Genomic DNA, 20,161 nt, shown 5'->3' on the forward strand with positions numbered 1-20,161 from the left:
GGCCAGGCAGGCCGGTAAACCTGTGGTACCCGCGTCGGATGTTCATCCAGGCGCGTTACGGTTGTCGCTAGCCTAGCGGCATATCCGCTTCTGTACAGCTTTTTCCCGCATCTTTTCTATTATTGATTTCGTGAATATTTGAATATTGATGAATCACGGGCTTAGGGCCGGGGTTCTGAAATGACTGGAAAGTCGCGTTTTTCCTAGCCTTTCGAGCCATTGACAATTGTCCGGAATTGGATGAAGGTGGCGTACCCAAATCAAACGGGCGTATGAATTGAGCGTTTGTCTGTCAGACTGCTCATACAGAACCCCGACTATCGCATTGGCGGGTGTGCCTGGCGGATTGGCATGAGCATTGACGCAACGGTCAGTGTCCAACCAGAGGCCAGCGTCCAATGTGTACTGTTCAGCTTCCATATCGTGGAGATCAGTTGATGATTTACGAAGGTAAAGCCATCACGGTTAAGGCTCTTGAAAGTGGCATCGTCGAACTGAAGTTCGACCTCAAGGGTGAGTCCGTCAACAAGTTCAACCGTCTAACCCTGAATGAATTGCGTCAGGCCGTAGACACCATCAAAGCAGATGCTTCGGTCAAGGGCGTGATCGTTTCCAGCGGCAAGGACGTGTTTATCGTCGGCGCTGACATCACCGAATTCGTCGACAACTTCAAGCTGCCCGATGCCGAGCTGGTGGCTGGCAACCTCGAAGCCAACAAGATTTTCAGCGATTTCGAAGACCTCAATGTTCCCACCGTGGCTGCCATCAATGGCATCGCGCTGGGCGGCGGCCTGGAAATGTGCCTGGCTGCAGACTTCCGCGTCATGTCGGCCACAGCCAAGATCGGCCTGCCCGAAGTCAAGCTGGGCATCTACCCAGGCTTCGGCGGCACCGTGCGCTTGCCGCGCCTGATCGGTGCCGACAACGCCATCGAGTGGATTGCCGCTGGCAAGGAAAACAAAGCTGAAGACGCCCTCAAAGTCGGAGCCGTCGACGCTGTGGTTGCCCCGGACAAACTGGCCGAAGCCGCACTGAACCTGATCAAGGGCGCCATCAGCGGCGAATTTGACTACAAGGCCAAGCGTCAGCCGAAGCTGGAAAAACTCAAGCTCAACGCCATCGAACAAATGATGTCGTTCGAAACCGCCAAGGGTTTCGTGGCTGGCCAGGCCGGCCCGAACTACCCGGCGCCGGTTGAAGCGATCAAGACCATCCAGAAAGCCGCGAACTTCGGTCGCGACAAAGCCCTGGAAGTAGAAGCTGCTGGCTTCGTCAAACTGGCGAAAACCTCGGCGGCCCAAAGCCTGATCGGCCTGTTCCTGAACGATCAGGAGCTGAAGAAAAAGGCCAAGGCCTACGACGAGATTGCCCGCGACGTGAAACAGGCTGCCGTACTCGGCGCCGGTATCATGGGCGGCGGTATCGCCTATCAGTCGGCGTCCAAAGGCACGCCGATCCTGATGAAGGACATCAACGAGCACGGTATCGAGCAAGGCCTGGCAGAAGCCGCCAAGCTGCTGGTCGGTCGTGTGGACAAAGGTCGCATGACTGCCGCGAAAATGGCTGAAGTGCTTAACGGCATTCGTCCTACGCTGTCCTACGGTGATTTCGGCCACGTCGACCTGGTGGTCGAAGCGGTTGTCGAGAACCCGAAGGTCAAGCAAGCCGTTCTGGCCGAAGTGGAAGCCCAGGTCAAAGACGACACCATCCTGGCCTCCAACACCTCGACCATTTCCATCTCGCTGCTGGCCAAGGCCCTCAAGCGTCCGGAAAACTTCGTCGGCATGCACTTCTTCAACCCGGTGCACATGATGCCGCTGGTGGAAGTGATCCGTGGTGAGAAGTCCAGCGAGCTGGCCATTGCCACCACCGTTGCCTACGCCAAGAAAATGGGCAAGAACCCGATCGTGGTCAATGACTGCCCGGGCTTCCTGGTCAACCGCGTGCTGTTCCCGTACTTCGGCGGTTTCGCCAAGCTGGTCAGTGCCGGTGTGGACTTCGTGCGCATCGACAAGGTCATGGAAAAATTCGGCTGGCCGATGGGCCCGGCGTACCTGATGGACGTGGTTGGCATCGACACCGGTCACCACGGTCGTGACGTGATGGCTGAAGGCTTTCCGGACCGCATGAAAGACGACCGCCGTTCGGCGATCGACGCGCTGTACGAGGCCAAGCGCCTGGGCCAGAAGAACGGCAAGGGCTTCTACGCCTACGAGGCGGACAAGAAGGGCAAGCAGAAGAAAGTGGCCGACCCTTCGGTGCACGAAGTACTGGCGCCGGTCATCTACGAACAGCGTGAGGTGTCGGACGAGGACATCATCAACTGGATGATGATCGCCCTGTGCCTGGAAACCGTACGCTGCCTGGAAGACGGCATCGTCGAGACCGCTGCCGAAGCCGATATGGGCCTGGTGTACGGTATTGGTTTCCCTCCATTCCGTGGTGGTGCGCTGCGTTACATCGACTCGATCGGTGTGGCTGAGTTCGTTGCCCTGGCTGACAAATACGCTGATTTGGGCCCGCTGTACCACCCGACCGCGAAGCTGCGTGAAATGGCCAAGAACGGCCAGAGCTTCTTCGGTTAAGCGCCCAGACGACTAGAGCGAGAATATTTATGAGCTTGAATCCAAGAGACGTGGTGATTGTCGACTTCGGTCGCACACCGATGGGCCGCTCCAAGGGCGGCATGCACCGCAACACCCGTGCCGAAGACATGTCGGCACACCTGATCAGCAAGTTGCTGGAGCGCAACGTCAAGGTCGACCCGACCGAAGTCGAGGACGTGATCTGGGGCTGCGTCAACCAGACCCTGGAGCAGGGCTGGAACATCGCGCGCATGGCGTCGTTGATGACCCAGATCCCGCACACCGCCGCTGGCCAGACCGTGAGCCGTCTGTGCGGTTCGTCGATGAGCGCACTGCACACGGCCGCCCAGGCGATCATGACCGGCAACGGTGATGTGTTCGTGGTCGGTGGCGTGGAGCACATGGGCCACGTCAGCATGATGCACGGCGTCGACCCTAACCCGCACATGTCGCTGTATGCGGCTAAAGCCTCGGGCATGATGGGCCTGACTGCGGAAATGCTCGGCAAAATGCACGGCATTACCCGCGAAGCCCAGGACGCGTTCGGCCTGCGTTCCCACCAGCTCGCCCACAAGGCGACCGTGGAAGGCAAGTTCAAGGATGAAATCATCCCGATGAACGGTTATGACGAGAACGGTTTCCTGAAACTGTTCGACTACGACGAAACCATTCGTCCGGACACCACCCTGGAAAGCCTGGCGGCGCTCAAGCCGGCCTTCAATCCAAAGGGCGGCACCGTGACAGCCGGTACTTCGTCGCAAATCACCGACGGTGCCTCGTGCATGATCGTGATGTCGGCGCAGCGTGCCCAAGACCTGGGTATCCAGCCGCTGGCCGTGATCCGTTCGATGGCCGTGGCGGGTGTGGACCCGGCAATCATGGGCTATGGTCCAGTACCGGCCACACAAAAAGCTTTGAAGCGCGCAGGCCTGACCATCAACGACATCGACTTCTTCGAGCTCAACGAAGCTTTCGCTGCGCAGGCCCTGCCCGTGCTGAAAGATTTGAAAGTGCTCGACAAGATGAATGAGAAGGTTAACCTGCACGGCGGTGCGATTGCCCTGGGTCACCCATTCGGTTGCTCCGGTGCACGGATTTCTGGCACTTTGCTTAACGTGATGAAGCAGAATGGCGGCAACCTCGGGGTAGCCACCATGTGCATTGGTCTCGGCCAAGGCATTTCCACCGTCTTCGAACGCGTCTAAGCGTTGGGTTGACGGAAGCCGGGGCCCAGTGCCCCGGTTTTTGTTTTTGGGCAGATTTGAATTTTTTTTTAATAAATTTTGTAAGAGGGCCAGAGCATGAAAGTCGAACCAGGGCTCTACCAGCATTATAAAGGTCCGCAGTACCGTGTTTTCAATGTGGCGCGGCACTCCGAGACCGAAGAAGAAGTGGTGTTTTACCAAGCACTGTATGGCGATTACGGCTTTTGGGTGCGCCCATTGAGCATGTTTGTGGAGACCGTCGAAGTTGACGGCGAGCAGGTCCCGCGCTTTGCTTTGGTCCAGGCCGAACCCAGTCTTTTTTCAGGGCAATAACGGCAGGTCGCGCAGAATGCTGCGCTTGACCTCACCTTGTTGCCACTATATATAGCGTTGCCGCGACAGGCGCCAACTGCCTTTCACTTCTCGAATTCAGGAATTTTCCGATCCATGGGCAAATCGCTGGTCATTGTGGAATCCCCGGCTAAGGCCAAGACCATCAACAAGTACTTGGGCAACGAGTACGTGGTGAAGTCGAGTATCGGCCATATCCGAGACCTGCCCACCAGCGGTTCGGCTAGCGCCAGCAAGGAGCCAGCCGCCAAGCGCGGCAAGGCGGCTGCGGGCGAAGGTCCGGTACTTACCCCTAAAGAGAAAGCGCGCAAGCAGCTGGTCTCGCGCATGGGGGTGGACCCGGATCATGGCTGGAAGGCCAAGTACGAAATCCTTCCAGGCAAGGAAAAGGTCATCGAAGAGCTGCGCCGGCTCGCCAAAGATGCCGACACCATCTATCTCGCAACGGACTTGGACCGCGAAGGGGAAGCCATTGCCTGGCACCTGCGGGAAGCCATCGGCGGTGATGACAGCCGCTACAAGCGTGTGGTGTTCAACGAGATCACCAAGAAAGCCATCCAGGAAGCCTTCTCCAAACCGGGCGAACTGGACATCGACCGCGTCAACGCCCAGCAGGCCCGGCGCTTCCTCGACCGCGTCGTGGGCTACATGGTTTCGCCACTGCTGTGGGCCAAGATCGCCCGTGGCCTGTCCGCCGGCCGTGTGCAATCGGTTGCGGTGAAGCTGGTGGTGGAGCGTGAGCGCGAGATTCGTGCGTTCATCCCCGAAGAGTACTGGGAAGTCCACGCCGACCTCGGCACCGCCAAGGGTGCCAACGTGCGCTTTGAAGTGGCCCGCGAGAAAGGCGAGGCCTTCAAGCCGCTGAACGAAGCCCAGGCCATGGCCGCGCTGGAGAAGCTCAAGTCTTCCAGCTACAGCATCGTCAAGCGTGAAGACAAACCGACCAGCAGCAAGCCATCGGCGCCGTTCATCACGTCCACCCTGCAACAGGCCGCGAGTAACCGCCTGGGCTTTGGTGTGAAGAAAACCATGATGATGGCCCAGCGCTTGTACGAGGCCGGCTACATCACTTATATGCGTACCGACTCCACCAACCTGTCGGTGGACGCAGTCGCGATGGCGCGTACTTATATTGAAAGCGAGTTCGGCAAGAAGTACCTGCCGGAGAAGCCAAACGTCTACAGCAGCAAGGAAGGCGCACAGGAGGCTCACGAAGCGATTCGTCCGTCCGACGCCAACACCGAGCCAAGCAAGCTGAGCGGCATGGAGCGCGATGCTGAGCGCCTCTACGAGCTGATCTGGCGCCAGTTCCTGGCCTGCCAGATGCTGCCGGCGCAATACCTGTCCACTACGGTGAGCGTGGGCGCTGGCGACTTCGAGCTGCGTGCCAAGGGCCGCATCCTCAAGTTCGACGGCTACACCCGCGTGATGCCGCAAATTGCCAAGCCAGGCGATGATGACGTGCTGCCGGACATGGCCCAGGGCGATACGTTGAAGCTGATCAAGCTTGACCCGTCCCAGCACTTCACCAAGCCGCCGGCGCGTTATTCGGAAGCCAGCCTGGTCAAAGAGATGGAAAAGCGCGGTATCGGTCGTCCTTCGACCTACGCGGCGATCATCTCGACCATTCAGGACCGCGGCTACGTGGCGCTGCACAACCGTCGTTTCTATTCGGAAAAGATGGGCGATATCGTCACAGAGCGACTGTCCGAGAGCTTCTCCAACCTGATGGACTACGGCTTCACCGCCGGCATGGAAGAGAACCTCGATGACGTGGCTCAGGGCGAGCGCGACTGGAAAAATGTGCTGGACGAGTTCTACGGCGACTTCAAGAAGAAACTCGAAGTGGCCGAAAGCCCAGAGAGCGGCATGCGCGCCAACCAGCCGGTGATGACTGACATCCCGTGCCTGACCTGCGGCCGTCCGATGCAGATTCGTACCGCGTCCACCGGCGTGTTCCTCGGTTGCTCGGGCTACAGCCTGCCGCCGAAAGAGCGCTGCAAGGCCACGGTCAACCTGGTGCCGGGCGATGAAATCGCTGCGGACGACGAGGGTGAATCCGAGTCGCTGGTACTGCGTGGCAAGCACCGCTGCCCGATCTGCAGCACTGCGATGGATGCTTACCTGCTCGATGAGAAGCACAAGCTGCACATCTGCGGTAACAACCCGGATTGCGACGGCTACGAGATCGAAGAAGGCAGCTACCGCATCAAGGGCTACGAAGGCCCAAGCCTGGAATGCGACAAGTGCGGCAGCGAGATGCAGCTCAAGACTGGCCGGTTCGGCAAGTTCTTCGGCTGCACCAACCCGACGTGCAAGAACACCCGCAAACTGCTGAAGAGCGGTGACGCGGCGCCGCCGAAGATGGACCCGGTGAAGATGCCCGAGCTCAAGTGCGAGAAGGTCAACGACACCTACATCCTGCGTGATGGCGCTTCGGGGCTGTTCCTGGCTGCCAGCCAGTTCCCGAAAAACCGCGAGACCCGCGCACCGCTGGTGCTGGAAATCGTGCCGCACAAGGACGAGATCGATCCGAAGTACCACTTCCTGTGTGAAGCGCCGAAGAAGGACCCGGACGGTCGCCCGGCCGTGATCCGCTACAGCCGCAAGACCAAGGAGCAGTACGTGCAGTCCGAAGTAGACGGCAAGCCGACTGGCTGGAAAGCGTTCTACGACGGTGGCAAGTGGAAGGTCGAGGACAAGCGCCAGGGCGCTTGATCGACTAATCTGCGAAATACAAAGGCCGCCTGCATAGGCGGCCTTTTTTTGCGCTTGCAGTGCGCTCGGCTGATCCTTGACACTGTTAAGCCAGCATCACGCTTATTCGTTGTGGAGATTGCCGTCATGGCCAACGAACTCTATACCCGTACCAATCAGAAAATTTACTTCGCGGGTTTGTCCCTGGAAGCCCTTGGCCGTGCCGAGGAAGGGAAGGAGATGAACGCCATCGCGCTGGTCCAGGCAGGGCGTGAAGCGGCGCTGTTCCACCTTTACGGCGCCTTGCTGGGCTTGTGCCATGAAATCGCCGGGTTCTACCGCCTGCCCCAGGCCGGTTCGCCGCGTGCGGAAATGATCATGAATCGCGAAGTGCTGGATTCGATGGCGATTCCTGAGCTGGCCGAGCTGGTCGAAATGGCGCAAAGCCCTGACAGTTGGGTGGCGCGTTTGCTCAAGGCGCATGCGGATATGTTCCAGCCACCGCGTATTCCGCATGTGCCCAAGGGCGATGTGACGCAGCCGCTGATCGTGGCGGTTGCGGTGGAAGAGGAAGAACCCAAGCCGTTGAGCCGTGAAGAGCTGGAGGGCTGGCGTCAGGAACTGAAAAAGATGGCGCTGCGCTTTCGCGAAGGCCTGAACGAATGCTGATCTCCTTGTAGGAGCCGGCTTGCCGGCGATGCAGGTATCTCGGAGTGTGAGGCGCAACGCGTTGTAGCCATCGAAGCCGGCGACCATTCATCAAGCTGTCAACAAACCTGTTCAGATCCTCTGCGGGGCTGGGTGGATGACTGATATAATCCCGGCCTTTCGTGGAGAACAGACTTTTATGCCGACGTCCTTTCTGGAAATTGTTGAGTTGCCTGACGGCCGAATCGAGCTGCGCCGGGCTGAGGACGAGGGTTCTCTGGTCATTCTGGATTTTTCCGAGGACGCCAAAGTGTTCCTGCAGGGCCAGCACGTGGAAGTGGCCAAAGCCATGTTGAGCGTAGGTGTGCAGATGGCAGGTCGCCTGGCTGAAGGCGAGCCGGAGAAAGACGAAGGGCCGCGGGTTCTTCACTGAGCCCTGTGGTGAAGGAGTCTGGGGTGTTTAGACAGGCTTCTCTGGTGAGCTAGCTTGCTTGTAGTGAGCGGGCTTGCCCCGCGCTGGGCTGCGCAGCAGCCTTAAATAGATTGACGCAGTACATCAGGTATTCCACGGTGCTTGGTTTTGGGGCCGCTTCGCAGCCCAGCGCGGGGCAAGCCCGCTCACCACAGAAGCCTGCATGTCACAGGACTTCGGCCGATCAGGCACTCAGCCCAATCGAATATTCAAGCTCTGAGCATCGCCCGTACGCGCGGCGCTGATCAGCTGTTGCTTGGCCGCAGCGTTCAGCGGATTCAACCAGCTCACCACGGTATGGCTACGGCCCAGGCGCAGGGCTTCGCAGGTCAACTGCTGGGCACTTTGCGCACCGCGTGGTTGCAGCAGCAGGATACGCTCACGGTTGAGGCCGGCGTCCCGCAGCCAGGCCTGGGTCAGGCTGGCGGGTGGGGCGATCAGCGTCAGCCAGCGGGCGTCCTGCTCTTCGCTCAATTCGCGAAGGATCGGCGCCAGCAGGCTCAGGCAGCTCCCAGCTGCACCGCGCAACGACAATTCACTGAACGCCTCAGGCTCGGCGCTCCAGGGCGCTTCGATCGTTTCCTTGAGAATGGGCGCAAGAGGTTGGGCCATGAAGGCCTCGAACAGCGACAGTTGTGTGTGTTGTGGGGTGTGCACGAGCTGCATGATGCCTCCTTTAGCGGCGAATGACGCCGACGCTCAAGCCTTCGATCACCAGGTCCTGATCTTTCAGGTTCACTTCAATCGGGGCGAACTCAGGGTTCTCGGCCAGGAGCCAGACCTTGCTGCCTTCGCGCTTGAAGCGTTTGACGGTGACTTCGTCGCCGATACGGGCAACGACGATCTGGCCATTACGGGCTTCGCGGGTGGTGTGGACGGCCAGCAGGTCGCCATCGAAGATGCCCACGTCCTTCATGCTCATGCCATGGACCCGCAACAGGTAGTCGGCGCGAGGGTGGAAGAAGGTGGGGTTGATGTTGCAGGACTCCTCGACATGCTGCTGCGCCAGTATCGGCGCACCGGCAGCGACACGGCCGATGATCGGCAGGGTCGATTCGTCGGCCTTGGCTTCGAAGCCAGGGATGCGAATACCGCGAGAAGCACCGGGGGTCATCTCGATCGCGCCTTTGCGAGCGAGGGCCTTGAGGTGTTCCTCGGCGGCGTTGGGGGACTTGAACCCCAGTTCCAGCGCAATTTCCGCTCGCGTCGGCGGGTAGCCGTTGTCATCGAGGCAGCGCTTGATAAAAGCCAGAATCTCAGCTTGGCGTGGCGTCAGTTTTAGCATGTTGATCGCTCTGTCTTTTTATACAGTGACTGGGATTATATACAGTGAACTGCGCTTGGCAATCATCCTTTTCCATGACTCCGCTGGACGGTCATCGGACGCGCTTCCTACAACGTAGAGATAGCGCTGCCTACAGACCGCTGGTGATGTGATTAAATAGCGATGAAATACATGACTGCCCAGCCGGAAAGCGGACCCGCAGGCTTGACAAGACACAACCTGAAACGTATGTTTCAAACAAGTGTTTGTCAGGCGGAGTAGCCATGGCCCAGTCGGAAACCGTTGAACGCATTCTCGATGCTGCCGAGCAGTTGTTCGCGGAAAAAGGATTTGCTGAAACTTCATTGCGGCTGATCACCAGCAAGGCTGGGGTCAACCTGGCTGCCGTGAACTACCATTTCGGCTCGAAGAAAGCCCTGATCCAGGCGGTGTTCTCGCGCTTCCTGGGGCCCTTCTGCGCCAGCCTTGACCGTGAGCTCGAGCGTCGCCAAGCCAAGGCCGACCACAAGCCGACACTGGAAGACCTGCTGGAAATACTCGTCGAACAAGCGTTGGTGGTTCAGCCCCGCAGCGGCAACGACCTGTCGATCTTCATGCGCCTGCTAGGCCTGGCGTTCAGCCAGAGCCAGGGTCACTTGCGGCGTTACCTGGAAGACATGTACGGCAAGGTATTTCGTCGCTACATGTTGCTGGTCAACGAGGCCGCCCCGCGTATTCCGCCTATCGAACTGTTCTGGCGTGTGCACTTCATGCTCGGTGCCGCCGCGTTCAGCATGTCCGGGATCAAGGCGTTGCGGGCCATTGCCGAAACCGATTTCGGCGTGAACACCTCCATTGAGCAGGTCATGCGCCTGATGGTGCCGTTCCTGGCGGCTGGCATGCGTGCCGAGACCGGCGTGACCGACCCGGCCATGGCCGCAGCCCAATTGCGCCCGCGCAGCAAATCCGTGCCAGTCCCCGCCAAGGTTTGACCGACCCGGGTGTGCGCAGCCGCTTGCATCCGCTAAGCTAGCGGCCCATGCCGAATTCAGCTATTTACTCACAACCCGTTGTGCTCACTGTGCCTGGTGAGGGCAACGGGTTGTGTGCGTTCTATAAGGAAGTTTTATGACTGCTGCCCTGCAAGGCTCTTTGATGGTCGACGTTGCCGGTACCTGGCTGACGGCCGAGGATCGCCACCTGCTGCGCCAGCCTGAAGTGGGTGGCCTGATCATTTTCGCGCGCAATATCGAGCATCCGCGCCAAGTGCGGGAGTTGAGCGCGGCGATTCGTGCCGTGCGCCCGGACCTGCTGTTGGCCGTCGACCAGGAAGGCGGTCGCGTGCAGCGCCTGCGCCAGGGCTTTGTACGTCTGCCGGCCATGCGTGCGCTGGCGGATAACCCCAACGCGCAATTCCTGGCCGAGCAGTGCGGCTGGATCATGGCCACTGAAGTGCTGGCCGTGGGCCTGGACCTGAGCTTCGCCCCGGTACTCGATCTGGACTATCAACGCAGCGCCGTAGTCGGCACCCGCGCCTTCGAAGGCGACCCTGAGCGTGCTGCCGTGCTGGCGGGCGCGTTCATCCGTGGCATGAACAGCGCCGGCATGGCCGCCACCGGTAAACACTTCCCGGGCCATGGTTGGGCCGAGGCCGATTCCCACGTCGCGATTCCCAATGACGAACGCAGCCTGGAAGAGATTCGTGCCAACGACCTGGTGCCTTTCGCACGCTTGAGCCGGCAACTGGCCGCCGTCATGCCTGCCCATGTCATCTACCCGCAAGTCGACGCCCAGCCTGCCGGCTTCTCGCGCCGCTGGTTGCAGGACATCCTGCGCGGTGAGTTGCAGTTCGATGGGGTGATTTTCAGTGATGACCTGTCCATGGCGGGTGCACATGTGGTCGGTGATGCAGCCAGCCGCATTGAAGCGGCGCTGACGGCCGGTTGCGATATGGGGCTGGTGTGCAACGATCGTGCGGCGGCTGAGTTGGCGTTGAGTGCGGCACAGCGGATGAAGGTCACACCGTCGGCGCGCATTGCGCGGATGCGTGGGCAGGCAATGGCTTCGACGGACTACAAGCAGGATCCGCGTTGGCTGGCGGCGCTGACGGCGTTGCGGGATGCTCAACTGATTGGCTGAACACCGCGGCGCGGCCTTCGCGAGCAAGCCCGCTCCCACATTCGACCGAGTTCCAACTTTGGAATGCAGTCAAGTGTGGGTGCGGGCTTGCTCGCGAAGGCGGTCTGGAAGTCAGCGCTTTTCTTGCTTATTCGGCAGCGGCGCAAACAATGCCTCGATGTCCTCATTGCCCAACTGCCAATCTCCCGTCGTCCGCCCATCCAGCACACCCGCCGCCAAGTCGGATTTTTCCTTCTGCAGGTGCTGGATTTTCTCCTCCACCGTGCCTCGGGCAATCATCTTGTAGACGAACACCGGCTTCTCTTGCCCGATGCGATACGCACGGTCGGTGGCCTGGTTTTCCGTGGCCGGGTTCCACCATGGGTCGTAGTGGATCACCGTGTCGGCTTCGGTCAGGTTCAAGCCCACACCGCCGGCCTTCAGGCTGATCAGAAAAATTTGCAGCTTGCCGCTCTGGAAGTCCTTTACCGGCGTGCGCCGATCGCGGGTCTGGCCGGTCAGCAGCGCGTAGGCAATTCCGCGTTTTTTAAGCTCGACTTCGATCAGGCTCAACATCGAGGTGAACTGCGAAAACAACAGGATCCGCCGTCCTTCTTCAAACAGCTCTTCAAGCATTTCCATCAGGCTGTCGAGTTTGCCCGAGCTGCTGCCACGGGCGGGCAGGGTGGCTTCGTTGACCAGGCGTAAGTCGCAGCACACCTGACGCAGTTTCAGCAGCGCCTCAAGAATGATGATCTGGCTGCGTGCGACACCCTTGCGGGTGATCTCGTCGCGCACTTTCTTGTCCATGGCCAGGCGCATGGTTTCGTACACGTCGCGCTGGGCTTCATTGAGGTCGACCCAGTGAATAATCTCGGTCTTGGGCGGCAATTCCGTGGCGACCTGTTCCTTGGTGCGGCGCAGTAGGAAAGGTTTGATCCGACCGTTGAGGTGCTGCAAACGCACGTCACTGGCGCGTTTTTCGATGGGCACGCGGTAATCGCGGTTGAAGCTTTTCACGTCGCCCAGCCAGCCCGGCAGCAGGAAATGAAACAACGACCACAGCTCACCCAAGTGGTTTTCCAGTGGCGTGCCACTCAGGCACAGGCGCTGCCGTGCATTCAGCTCGCGCGCCGCCTGGGCCGCTTTGCTGGACGGGTTCTTGATGTACTGGGCCTCATCGAGGATCAGCACATGCAGGGGCACGGCCGCGAGGTGTTCGATGTCCTTGGGCAGCAGCGCGTAGGTGGTCAGCAGCAGGTCGTAGTCGTTCAGGTTGGCAAAGTGTTTCTTACGCGCCGCGCCATACAGGGCCAACACCTTGAGTTGCGGGGTGAAGTGCGCCGCCTCATCGAGCCAGTTGGGAATCAGGCTGGTGGGCATCACCACCATGCACGGGCGGTCCAGGCGTCCGGCGGCTTTCTCCGTAAGAATATGCGCCAGGGTTTGCAGGGTTTTACCCAAGCCCATGTCATCCGCGAGAATCCCGCCGACATCAAGCTGGCGCAGTGACTGCATCCAGCTCAAGCCTTCCAGCTGGTACGGGCGCAAAGTTGCGTTCAGCCCCTCGGGCGCCACGCAGGTGAAGTCCTTGATATCCCGCAGGCGCTGGGCAAAGTTGCGAATCTTCTCGCCACCTTCCCATTGCAGCGGCAGGTCTTCGAGTGGGTTCAACCGAATTGCATCGGCCTTGGCCAGGCGCAGCGTGGTGGTGCCGGCGTCCTGCAGGTAGAACTCGCCAAGGGTAGCCAGCACCGGTTTGAGGCGGCCGTAGGGCAGGGCGACTTGCAGCGGACCATGGCCGCCGTTCGGCAGGCCGGGGATGTTCACCAGGATCAGTTCATCATCGCGCCGACGTGCGAGTTTTTCCGGGTTGAGGATCTCAGTGTGGGAGCGCATCAGGTTCAGCAGGATCGGCAACAGGCTCAGCCGCTCACCGTTGACGATAATGCCCAGCTCCAGGTCGAACCAGTCGCGCTCCGGGCCTTCATCGACGGTGGCGTACCAGTCATCGACGGCGCTCAGGTCGAAGCCGAAATCCTCATCGATCTGCAGCTCCCAGCCCTCGGCCCTCAACGTCGGCGAGGCATTGAGGGTGAAGTTCAGCCAGGCACTGTCATTGACCATCTCGAACAACTCGCCAGCACTTTCCGGCAGCGCCTTGCTCTGGCGCGTGGCGATCTTGAAACCCAACAGGCGCAGTTGTTCTCGGTACGGCTGCTCAAGCTCCGGATGGCGCTTGATGCGCAAGCTTTGGGTGTCCTGGCGCACGATGATGTCGGCGTTTTTCTGCCCGCTGACATAGTTGCCCAAGTAGTTGAACGATAACGCCGCGCGGTGCTGGATGTAGCGCTGCATCTTGCCGTTGCGTGGCTCAAATGCACTGAACTCGACACTGGCGAGCCACAGGCGTGGCACGGGCACCACGTCCTCCATGACCACCTGCGGCAACGCCACGCGGTTTTCCAGTACGGCCTGGAGTTTTTCCAGCAGCTCGGCATCCTGTGCGGCGGCTGGGTAAGCCAGGGTTTCCTGGACCTTGAGCAGCACCGCCGCGATGTGTTTGCAGTTGGTGTGCACCGGGCAGGTACAGCGGCTGTCCACCAGGATCAGCGTGCCCTTGGCCGACTCGCGCAGCGAGATGGTCTGCCGGTAGACGTTGCCGCCCGAGCCTTCGCAACTGGCGACGATGGTGCTGTCGCCGGACTCGACGATGCGCACGCGGTTCTCCAGGGCATAACGTCGCCCGCGCTCCAGGCTTTGCTCTTTGAAGCGATTGGCCCATGAAGGGGCCAGGGGTTTGGTCAGCGACGACGTCAGGGGCATGGCGCTGGATCAGTCCTGAATGTCGGGCGGCGGTGCGCTGGGGGGCTTGGCGGTCAGCGAGGTGATCTTGATCAGCAGCGCCAGGTGGCCGCCGTCCAGGTAGTTGAGCTGGTTGTTCTTGGTGCGCACGTCGGTCTGGCTCAAGTGCTCGCTGGCGATCACGCTGCCATTGGCGTCGAACTGGTTGATCCAGAAGTTTGCATCAATGTCGGTAAAGCGCCCCAATTGCAGGCTCAACACGCCCTCGATGGGAAACTGACCGAACTGCTCCTGGCCGTCGGTGATGGCGACTTTGACCGGTTGCTCGCCGAGGTTTTGCTCCCAGGCCTTGTGCGCCAGCACGGTGTAGCTGGAGTCGGCTCGCAGCTTGTCGACGATATTGCTCAGGCGCGGCGGGCTCAACTTGTCGCCCAGGCGCATGGCGCCGGCATCCCAGTTTTCCGGGGCGGGTCGGCTGTTGATCACCGGCTCCGCATTCTGGCGCACCAGGATCATTTCAACCTGGTACGGGCTGTCGGCGAACGCCGCAGGTGCCGCTACCACCAACAACAGGCTCAAAATACGGAACAGGCGCATTGGGGCGTCCTTCAAGCAGATTTCGGGATGAGGCGCTCGAACAACGCCTCCAATGTATTAAAGCGTTCTTCGGCACGTTCCATCGGCACCATGAACTTGAACAGCGTAGCCCCTTCGAACTTGTAGCGGTTGGGCTGGCCCTGGATCAGCTTGATCAGCACCAATGGGTCCACCGGTGTCTGCGCTTCGAACTCGATGCGCCCACCTTGCGGCCCGGCGTCGACCTTCTTGATGCCCAACTGCTCGGCCTGCAATTTGAGCAGGGTCAGACGCACCAGGTTCTTGGTCGGTTCCGGCAGCAGGCCGAAGCGGTCGATCATCTCCACCTGCAGGTCCTTGAGGCCTTCCTCATCGGTGGCCGAGGCGATGCGTTTGTACAGGATCAGTCGCGCATGCACGTCGGGCAGGTAATCCTCGGGAATCAACGCGGGCAAGCGCAGATTGATTTCTGGCCCGCCGCCCAGCGGTTGATCGAGGTTCGGCTGCTCGCCTTTGCGGATGGCTTTCACCGCGCGCTCAAGCATCTCCATATACAGCGTGAAACCCACCGCCTGGATCTGCCCGCTCTGGCCGTCGCCCAGCAGCTCGCCGGCACCACGGATTTCCAGGTCATTGGTGGCGAGCACAAAGCCCGCGCCCAGGTCCTGGGTGTTGGCGATGGCTTCCAGGCGCTTTTCCGCGTCGGAGGTGATCTGCTGGCGCGGCGGCGTCAGCAGGTAGGCGTACGCTTGGTGGTGACTGCGCCCGACCCGGCCGCGCAACTGGTGCAGCTGCGCCAGGCCGAACTTGTCGGCGCGCTCGATGATGATGGTGTTGGCGCTCGGCACGTCGATGCCGGTCTCGATGATGGTCGAGGCAATCAGCACGTTGAAGCGCTTGTGGTAGAAGTCGCTCATCACCTGTTCGAGTTCGCGCTCGCGCATCTGCCCATGGCCGATGGCGATACGCGCTTCCGGCACCAGTTCGGCGAGGTCGGCGGCGCATTTCTCGATGGTCTTCACGTCGTTGTGCAGGTAATACACCTGGCCGCCGCGCAGCAATTCGCGCAGCAGTGCTTCCTTGACCGTGCTTTTGTTCTGCTCCATCACAAACGTGCGCACCGACAAACGGCGTGCCGGCGGCGTGGCGATGATCGACAGGTCGCGCATGCCCGACACCGCCATGTTCAGCGTGCGCGGAATCGGCGTGGCGGTGAGGGTGAGGATGTCGACTTCGCTGCGCAGGGCCTTGAGCTGTTCTTTCTGGCGCACACCAAAGCGGTGTTCTTCGTCGATGATCACCAGGCCCAGGTTCTTGATCTTCACATCGTCCGACAGCAGCTTGTGCGTGCCGATGACGATATCGATCTTGCCTTCGGCCAAATCGGCGATGGCGGCATTCACTTCCTTGGCGGACTTGAAGCGGCTCATGACTTCCACGGTCACTGGCCAGTCGGCAAAGCGGTCGCGGAAGCTGTTGTAGTGCTGCTGGGCGAGCAGGGTAGTAGGCACCAGGATCGCGACTTGCTTGCCGCCGTGCACCGCAATAAAGGCGGCGCGCATCGCCACTTCGGTCTTGCCGAAGCCCACGTCGCCGCACACCAGGCGATCCATCGGCTTGGGCGCGAGCATGTCGGCACGCACCGCTTCGATAGTGCTTTGCTGGTCCGGGGTTTCTTCGAAGGCGAAGCCGGCGCTGAAGGTGGCGTAGTCGGCTTTCGGGTCGGCGAAGGCGTAACCCTCACGGGCGGCGCGACGTGCATAGATGTCGAGCAATTCGGCGGCGACGTCGCGCACCTGCTCGGCGGCTTTGCGCTTGGCTTTCTGCCAGGTCTCGGAACCCAGGCGGTGCAACGGCGCCAGGGCGTCGTCGCTGCCGGTGTAGCGCGCGATCAGGTGCAGGCTGGCCACCGGCACGTAGAGCTTGGCGCCCTCGGCGTATTCCATGGTGAGGAATTCGGCGGCCTGGTTGTCGATCTCCAGGGTCTGCAGGCCCAGGTAGCGGCCGACGCCGTGATCGATGTGCACCACCGGCGCGCCTTCACGCAGCTCGGTGAGGTTCTTGATCACGGCGTCGTTGTTGGCGTCGGCGCGTTTTTCGCGGCGGCGACGTTGCATCACGCGCTGGCCGAACAGCGGGCTCTCGGCGATCAGCGCCAGGGCGGGATCATCCAGCAACAGGCCTTCATCGAGCGGCGCGATGGTGATTGCCAGGCGCTCTTTGCTCTTGACGAAATCCGGCCAACTGTCGACGGTTTTCGGTCGCAGCTTCAGGCGCTCCAGCAGCTCCAGCAGCACCTCGCGGCGGCCGGCCGACTCGGCGGTAAACAGCACGCGGCCTGGGAAGTCGCCGAGGAAGTTGGATAGCGCTTCCAGCGGTTGCGTGGCTTTGGCCTGGATCGCCAGGTCGGGCAGTGTGCCCGCGGGGAAGCGTTCGCGGCCGACACCGGTGTCGACATCCTGCTGGCTGGCGACCACGCGCGGCCAGTTTTTCAGGCGTGCGAAGCAGTCTTCCACCGGCAGGAACAGTTCGGCGGGCGGCAATAGAGGACGGGATGGGTCGACGCGGCGTTCTTCATAACGGTTACGCACGTCGTTCCAGAAGTTCTCCGCCGCTTGCTCGATACCCGGTAGCGAGAACACTTGGGTGTCCTGGGGCAGGTAGTCAAACAGAGTGGAGGTTTCGTCGAAGAACAGCGGCAGGTAGTACTCGATACCGGCCGGTGTAATCCCGCTGCTCAGGTCCTGGAAGATCGGGCAGCGGCGGAAGTCCACGTCGAAGCGTTCACGGAAGCGCGCCTTGAAGCGGGTGACCGCGTCTTTTTGCAGCGGGAATTCCCGCGCAGGCAGCAGCTTGACCGAGTCCACCTTGTCGATGGAGCGCTGGTTTTCCGGATCGAAGGTGCGCAGCGTCTCGATTTCGTCATCGAACAGGTCGATGCGATACGGCAATTTGCTGCCCATTGGGAACAGGTCGATCAGCGCACCGCGCACGGCAAACTCGCCGTGCTCGTACACGGTGTCGACGCAACGGTAGCCACTGGCTTCCAGGCGCGTGCGCATCTGCTCCACATCGAGCTTCTGGCCGATATCCAGCACCAGGCTGCTGCCCAGCAGGAACTTGGTCGGCGCCAGGCGATGCAGGGCCGTGGTGATCGGCACCACCAGCACGCCGTGGGCCAGTTCCGGCAAGCGGTACAGACTGGAGATGCGCTGGGAGATGATGTCCTGGTGTGGCGAGAACAGGTCGTAGGGCAGGGTTTCCCAATCGGGGAAATGCAGCACCGGCAAATCGGGGGCGAAGAAGCTCAGCTCCTGCTCCAACCGTTCGGCGCTTTGGCTGTCGGCGGTGAGCAGCAGGGTAAAGCGCTTGGCTGCGCTGGCAGCCTCGGCGATGGCCAGGCTCAGGGCGGCACCGGGCAGGTTGCCCCAGTGCTGTTTACCTGCCGCGGCAGGGAGAAGCGGTAGACGCAGAACGGGCACGGAAGGTTGAGCTCCAAGCGTTGCGACAAAGTCGGTAATTGTAACGGCCCAAGGTGCCGCCTGTCAGTTTCTGACTGAGCCTATTACGGTTTGTATGAAATGTAGTGGCTAAGACAAACAATGGCGTGTTTTGACTCAATATGTAGTGCCCAAATGCGCGATTGTTTAGGAGGGTTACGGACAAGTCGACAGCCTTCCCCAACGAGTGGCCTTCTGGAACCCGCGTATTTACTGGGCTGTAGCGGGGCGGTATTTTTTGGCAAGGGGTTTTTGTTGTAGGACGCGCATTGCTCCGAGGGCGGTCGGGCGGCATAATGTAGCCCCTTTTTTCAGCCCCTACATGTGGAAGGTTCCCGTGACTCAGAAGCCCGACCAGTGTCTTGGTGAATGGATCGACCGTGAAGCACTCGCAGAAGCGATGATCCCGCTTATCGGTCAGCTGTACCGCAATAACAATGTGGTGAGCTCGATCTATGGCCGCAGCCTGATCAACCAGTCCGTCATCGCGATTCTCAAAGCCCACCGCTTTGCACGCCATCGCTCTGCCGACGACAGCGAACTCTCCGTCCACGAAACATTCCCACTGCTCAAGGCCATGAGCGAGCTCAAGCTCGGCGCGGCGTCGGTAGACCTGGGCAAACTGGCCTACAAATTCCGCAAGGAAGGCGCCGGCCGTACCGCCGAGCAGTTCGTGCGTGAAGAAATGGCCGATGTGGTTGGCCAGCAAAACGCCGCCGCCCGCAAAGGCACCGACGTGGTGCTGTACGGCTTCGGTCGTATCGGCCGCCTGCTGGCACGCATCCTGATCGAAAAAACCGGTGGCGGCGACGGCCTGCGCCTGCGTGCCATCGTGGTGCGCAAAGGCGCCGAGAACGACCTGACCAAGCGTGCCAGCCTGCTGCGCCGCGATTCGGTACACGGTCCGTTCAACGGCACCATCGTCATCGACGAAGAAAACAACACCATCACCGCCAACGGTAACCTGATCCAGGTGATCTACGCGAAGAACCCGTCCGAGGTGGATTACACCCAATACGGCATCAAGGACGCCCTGCTGGTGGACAACACCGGCGTATGGCGTGACGCCGAAGGCCTGGGCCAGCACTTGGCCTGCCCAGGTGTTGATCGCGTTGTCCTCACCGCGCCTGGCAAGGGCAAGCTGAAGAACATCGTTCACGGCATCAACCACACTGAAATCACCGCCGACGACAAGATCGTGTCCGCCGCTTCCTGCACCACCAACGCCATCGTGCCGGTGCTGAAGGCAGTAAATGACAAGTTCGGTATCGTCAACGGCCACGTCGAGACCGTTCACTCGTACACCAACGACCAGAACCTGATCGACAACTTCCACAAGGGTGATCGCCGTGGTCGTAGCGCCGCGTTGAACATGGTGATCACCGAGACCGGTGCTGCCACTGCCGCTGCCAAGGCCCTGCCTGAGCTGGCCGGCAAGCTGACCGGTAACGCGATCCGTGTTCCGACGCCAAACGTGTCGATGGCCATCCTCAACCTGAACCTTGAGAAAGCTGCCACCCGCGAAGAGATGAACGAGTACCTGCGCTACATGGCGCTGCACTCCGATCTGCACAAGCAAATCGACTTCGTCAATTCCCAGGAAGTGGTTTCCACCGACTTCGTTGGCTCGCGCCACGCCGGTGTGGTGGACGCCGAAGCGACCATTACCCAGGACAACCGCGTTGTGCTGTACGTCTGGTACGACAACGAGTTCGGCTACAGCTGCCAGGTGGTTCGCGTGATGGAAGACATGGCCGGGGTCAACCCGCCTGCGTTTCCGCGCTAAGCATTAGCGTTGAATGAGAAGGCCCCGACTGGTTCGGGGCTTTTTTATGGTTGTGAGGGTCTCTTCGCGAGCAAGCCCGCTTCCACATTCGACCGGGTGTCTTCAGGGCGCGCGCGGTTAAATGTGGGAGCGGGCTTGCTCGCGAAGGCGGTCG

The 20,161-nt window shown here is 60.6% G+C and carries 14 protein-coding genes; 9 read left to right on the plus strand and 5 right to left on the minus strand.

What is annotated here, in order from left to right; translation table 11 throughout:
* Nucleotides 1-437: 437 nt before the first annotated feature.
* The 6 genes from fadB (at nucleotide 438) to KUA23_RS07915 (ending at nucleotide 7,919) form a co-directional block, all read left to right on the plus strand.
* Complete coding sequence (gene fadB, locus KUA23_RS07890; RefSeq protein ID WP_099494399.1) at nucleotides 438-2,585, plus strand: fatty acid oxidation complex subunit alpha FadB; 2,148 nt, start codon at nucleotides 438-440, stop codon at nucleotides 2,583-2,585.
* 29 nt (nucleotides 2,586-2,614) lie between these two features.
* Entirely contained in the window at nucleotides 2,615-3,790 is a 1,176-nt protein-coding gene (gene fadA, locus KUA23_RS07895) for an acetyl-CoA C-acyltransferase FadA (RefSeq protein WP_099494400.1), read from the plus strand.
* A gap of 96 nt (nucleotides 3,791-3,886) precedes the next feature.
* The gene (locus KUA23_RS07900) at nucleotides 3,887-4,123 is read left to right on the plus strand and encodes a DUF1653 domain-containing protein (RefSeq protein WP_078047427.1); all 237 of its coding nucleotides are present in this window, start codon (nucleotides 3,887-3,889) and stop codon (nucleotides 4,121-4,123) included.
* Between the two features lie 114 nt (nucleotides 4,124-4,237).
* Complete coding sequence (gene topA, locus KUA23_RS07905; RefSeq protein ID WP_099494401.1) at nucleotides 4,238-6,859, plus strand: type I DNA topoisomerase; 2,622 nt, start codon at nucleotides 4,238-4,240, stop codon at nucleotides 6,857-6,859.
* Nucleotides 6,860-6,985: 126 nt separating this feature from the next.
* On the plus strand, nucleotides 6,986-7,507 hold the full coding sequence (locus KUA23_RS07910; RefSeq protein WP_058425064.1) for a DUF6586 family protein: 522 nt from the start codon (nucleotides 6,986-6,988) through the stop codon (nucleotides 7,505-7,507).
* Nucleotides 7,508-7,685: 178 nt separating this feature from the next.
* Nucleotides 7,686-7,919 carry a hypothetical protein gene (locus KUA23_RS07915; protein WP_014717511.1) on the plus strand — a complete coding sequence of 78 codons (234 nt, stop codon included), beginning with the start codon at nucleotides 7,686-7,688 and terminating at the stop codon, nucleotides 7,917-7,919.
* Nucleotides 7,920-8,150: 231 nt separating this feature from the next.
* Here KUA23_RS07915 and sulA read toward each other — a convergent pair whose 3' ends face one another.
* Nucleotides 8,151-8,624: an SOS-induced cell division inhibitor SulA gene (sulA, locus tag KUA23_RS07920; RefSeq protein WP_012722849.1), complete on the minus strand. Its 474-nt coding sequence runs from the start codon at nucleotides 8,622-8,624 to the stop codon at nucleotides 8,151-8,153.
* Between the two features lie 10 nt (nucleotides 8,625-8,634).
* Nucleotides 8,635-9,243, minus strand: a complete 609-nt coding sequence (gene lexA / locus KUA23_RS07925; RefSeq protein WP_003172575.1) for a transcriptional repressor LexA — start codon at nucleotides 9,241-9,243, stop codon at nucleotides 8,635-8,637.
* A 263-nt stretch (nucleotides 9,244-9,506) separates the two neighbouring features.
* On the opposite strand from lexA, the gene psrA reads away from it, so the two are divergent.
* Together psrA and nagZ are read left to right on the plus strand one after the other, a co-directional pair.
* Nucleotides 9,507-10,214 carry a transcriptional regulator PsrA gene (psrA, locus tag KUA23_RS07930; RefSeq protein WP_100491282.1) on the plus strand — a complete coding sequence of 236 codons (708 nt, stop codon included), beginning with the start codon at nucleotides 9,507-9,509 and terminating at the stop codon, nucleotides 10,212-10,214.
* A 148-nt stretch (nucleotides 10,215-10,362) separates the two neighbouring features.
* Nucleotides 10,363-11,361: a beta-N-acetylhexosaminidase gene (nagZ, locus tag KUA23_RS07935; RefSeq protein WP_177409521.1), complete on the plus strand. Its 999-nt coding sequence runs from the start codon at nucleotides 10,363-10,365 to the stop codon at nucleotides 11,359-11,361.
* 111 nt (nucleotides 11,362-11,472) lie between these two features.
* Here the strand turns inward: nagZ and KUA23_RS07940 are convergent, their stop codons facing one another.
* The 3 genes from KUA23_RS07940 to mfd are packed head-to-tail and all read right to left on the minus strand — an operon-like array spanning nucleotide 11,473 to nucleotide 18,203.
* A complete protein-coding gene (locus tag KUA23_RS07940; RefSeq protein ID WP_100491280.1) occupies nucleotides 11,473-14,166 on the minus strand; it encodes a DEAD/DEAH box helicase in 2,694 nt (897 codons plus the stop codon).
* Between the two features lie 9 nt (nucleotides 14,167-14,175).
* The gene (locus KUA23_RS07945; protein ID WP_252993689.1) at nucleotides 14,176-14,742 is read right to left on the minus strand and encodes a CsiV family protein; all 567 of its coding nucleotides are present in this window, start codon (nucleotides 14,740-14,742) and stop codon (nucleotides 14,176-14,178) included.
* An 11-nt stretch (nucleotides 14,743-14,753) separates the two neighbouring features.
* On the minus strand, nucleotides 14,754-18,203 hold the full coding sequence (gene mfd, locus KUA23_RS07950; protein WP_252993690.1) for a transcription-repair coupling factor: 3,450 nt from the start codon (nucleotides 18,201-18,203) through the stop codon (nucleotides 14,754-14,756).
* 340 nt (nucleotides 18,204-18,543) lie between these two features.
* Between mfd and KUA23_RS07955 the strand changes: the two genes are divergently transcribed.
* Entirely contained in the window at nucleotides 18,544-20,007 is a 1,464-nt protein-coding gene (locus KUA23_RS07955; RefSeq protein ID WP_078047434.1) for a glyceraldehyde-3-phosphate dehydrogenase, read from the plus strand.
* Nucleotides 20,008-20,161: the final 154 nt, after the last annotated feature.

This window comes from Pseudomonas pergaminensis (genome assembly GCF_024112395.2).
Classification (GTDB): domain Bacteria; phylum Pseudomonadota; class Gammaproteobacteria; order Pseudomonadales; family Pseudomonadaceae; genus Aquipseudomonas; species Aquipseudomonas pergaminensis.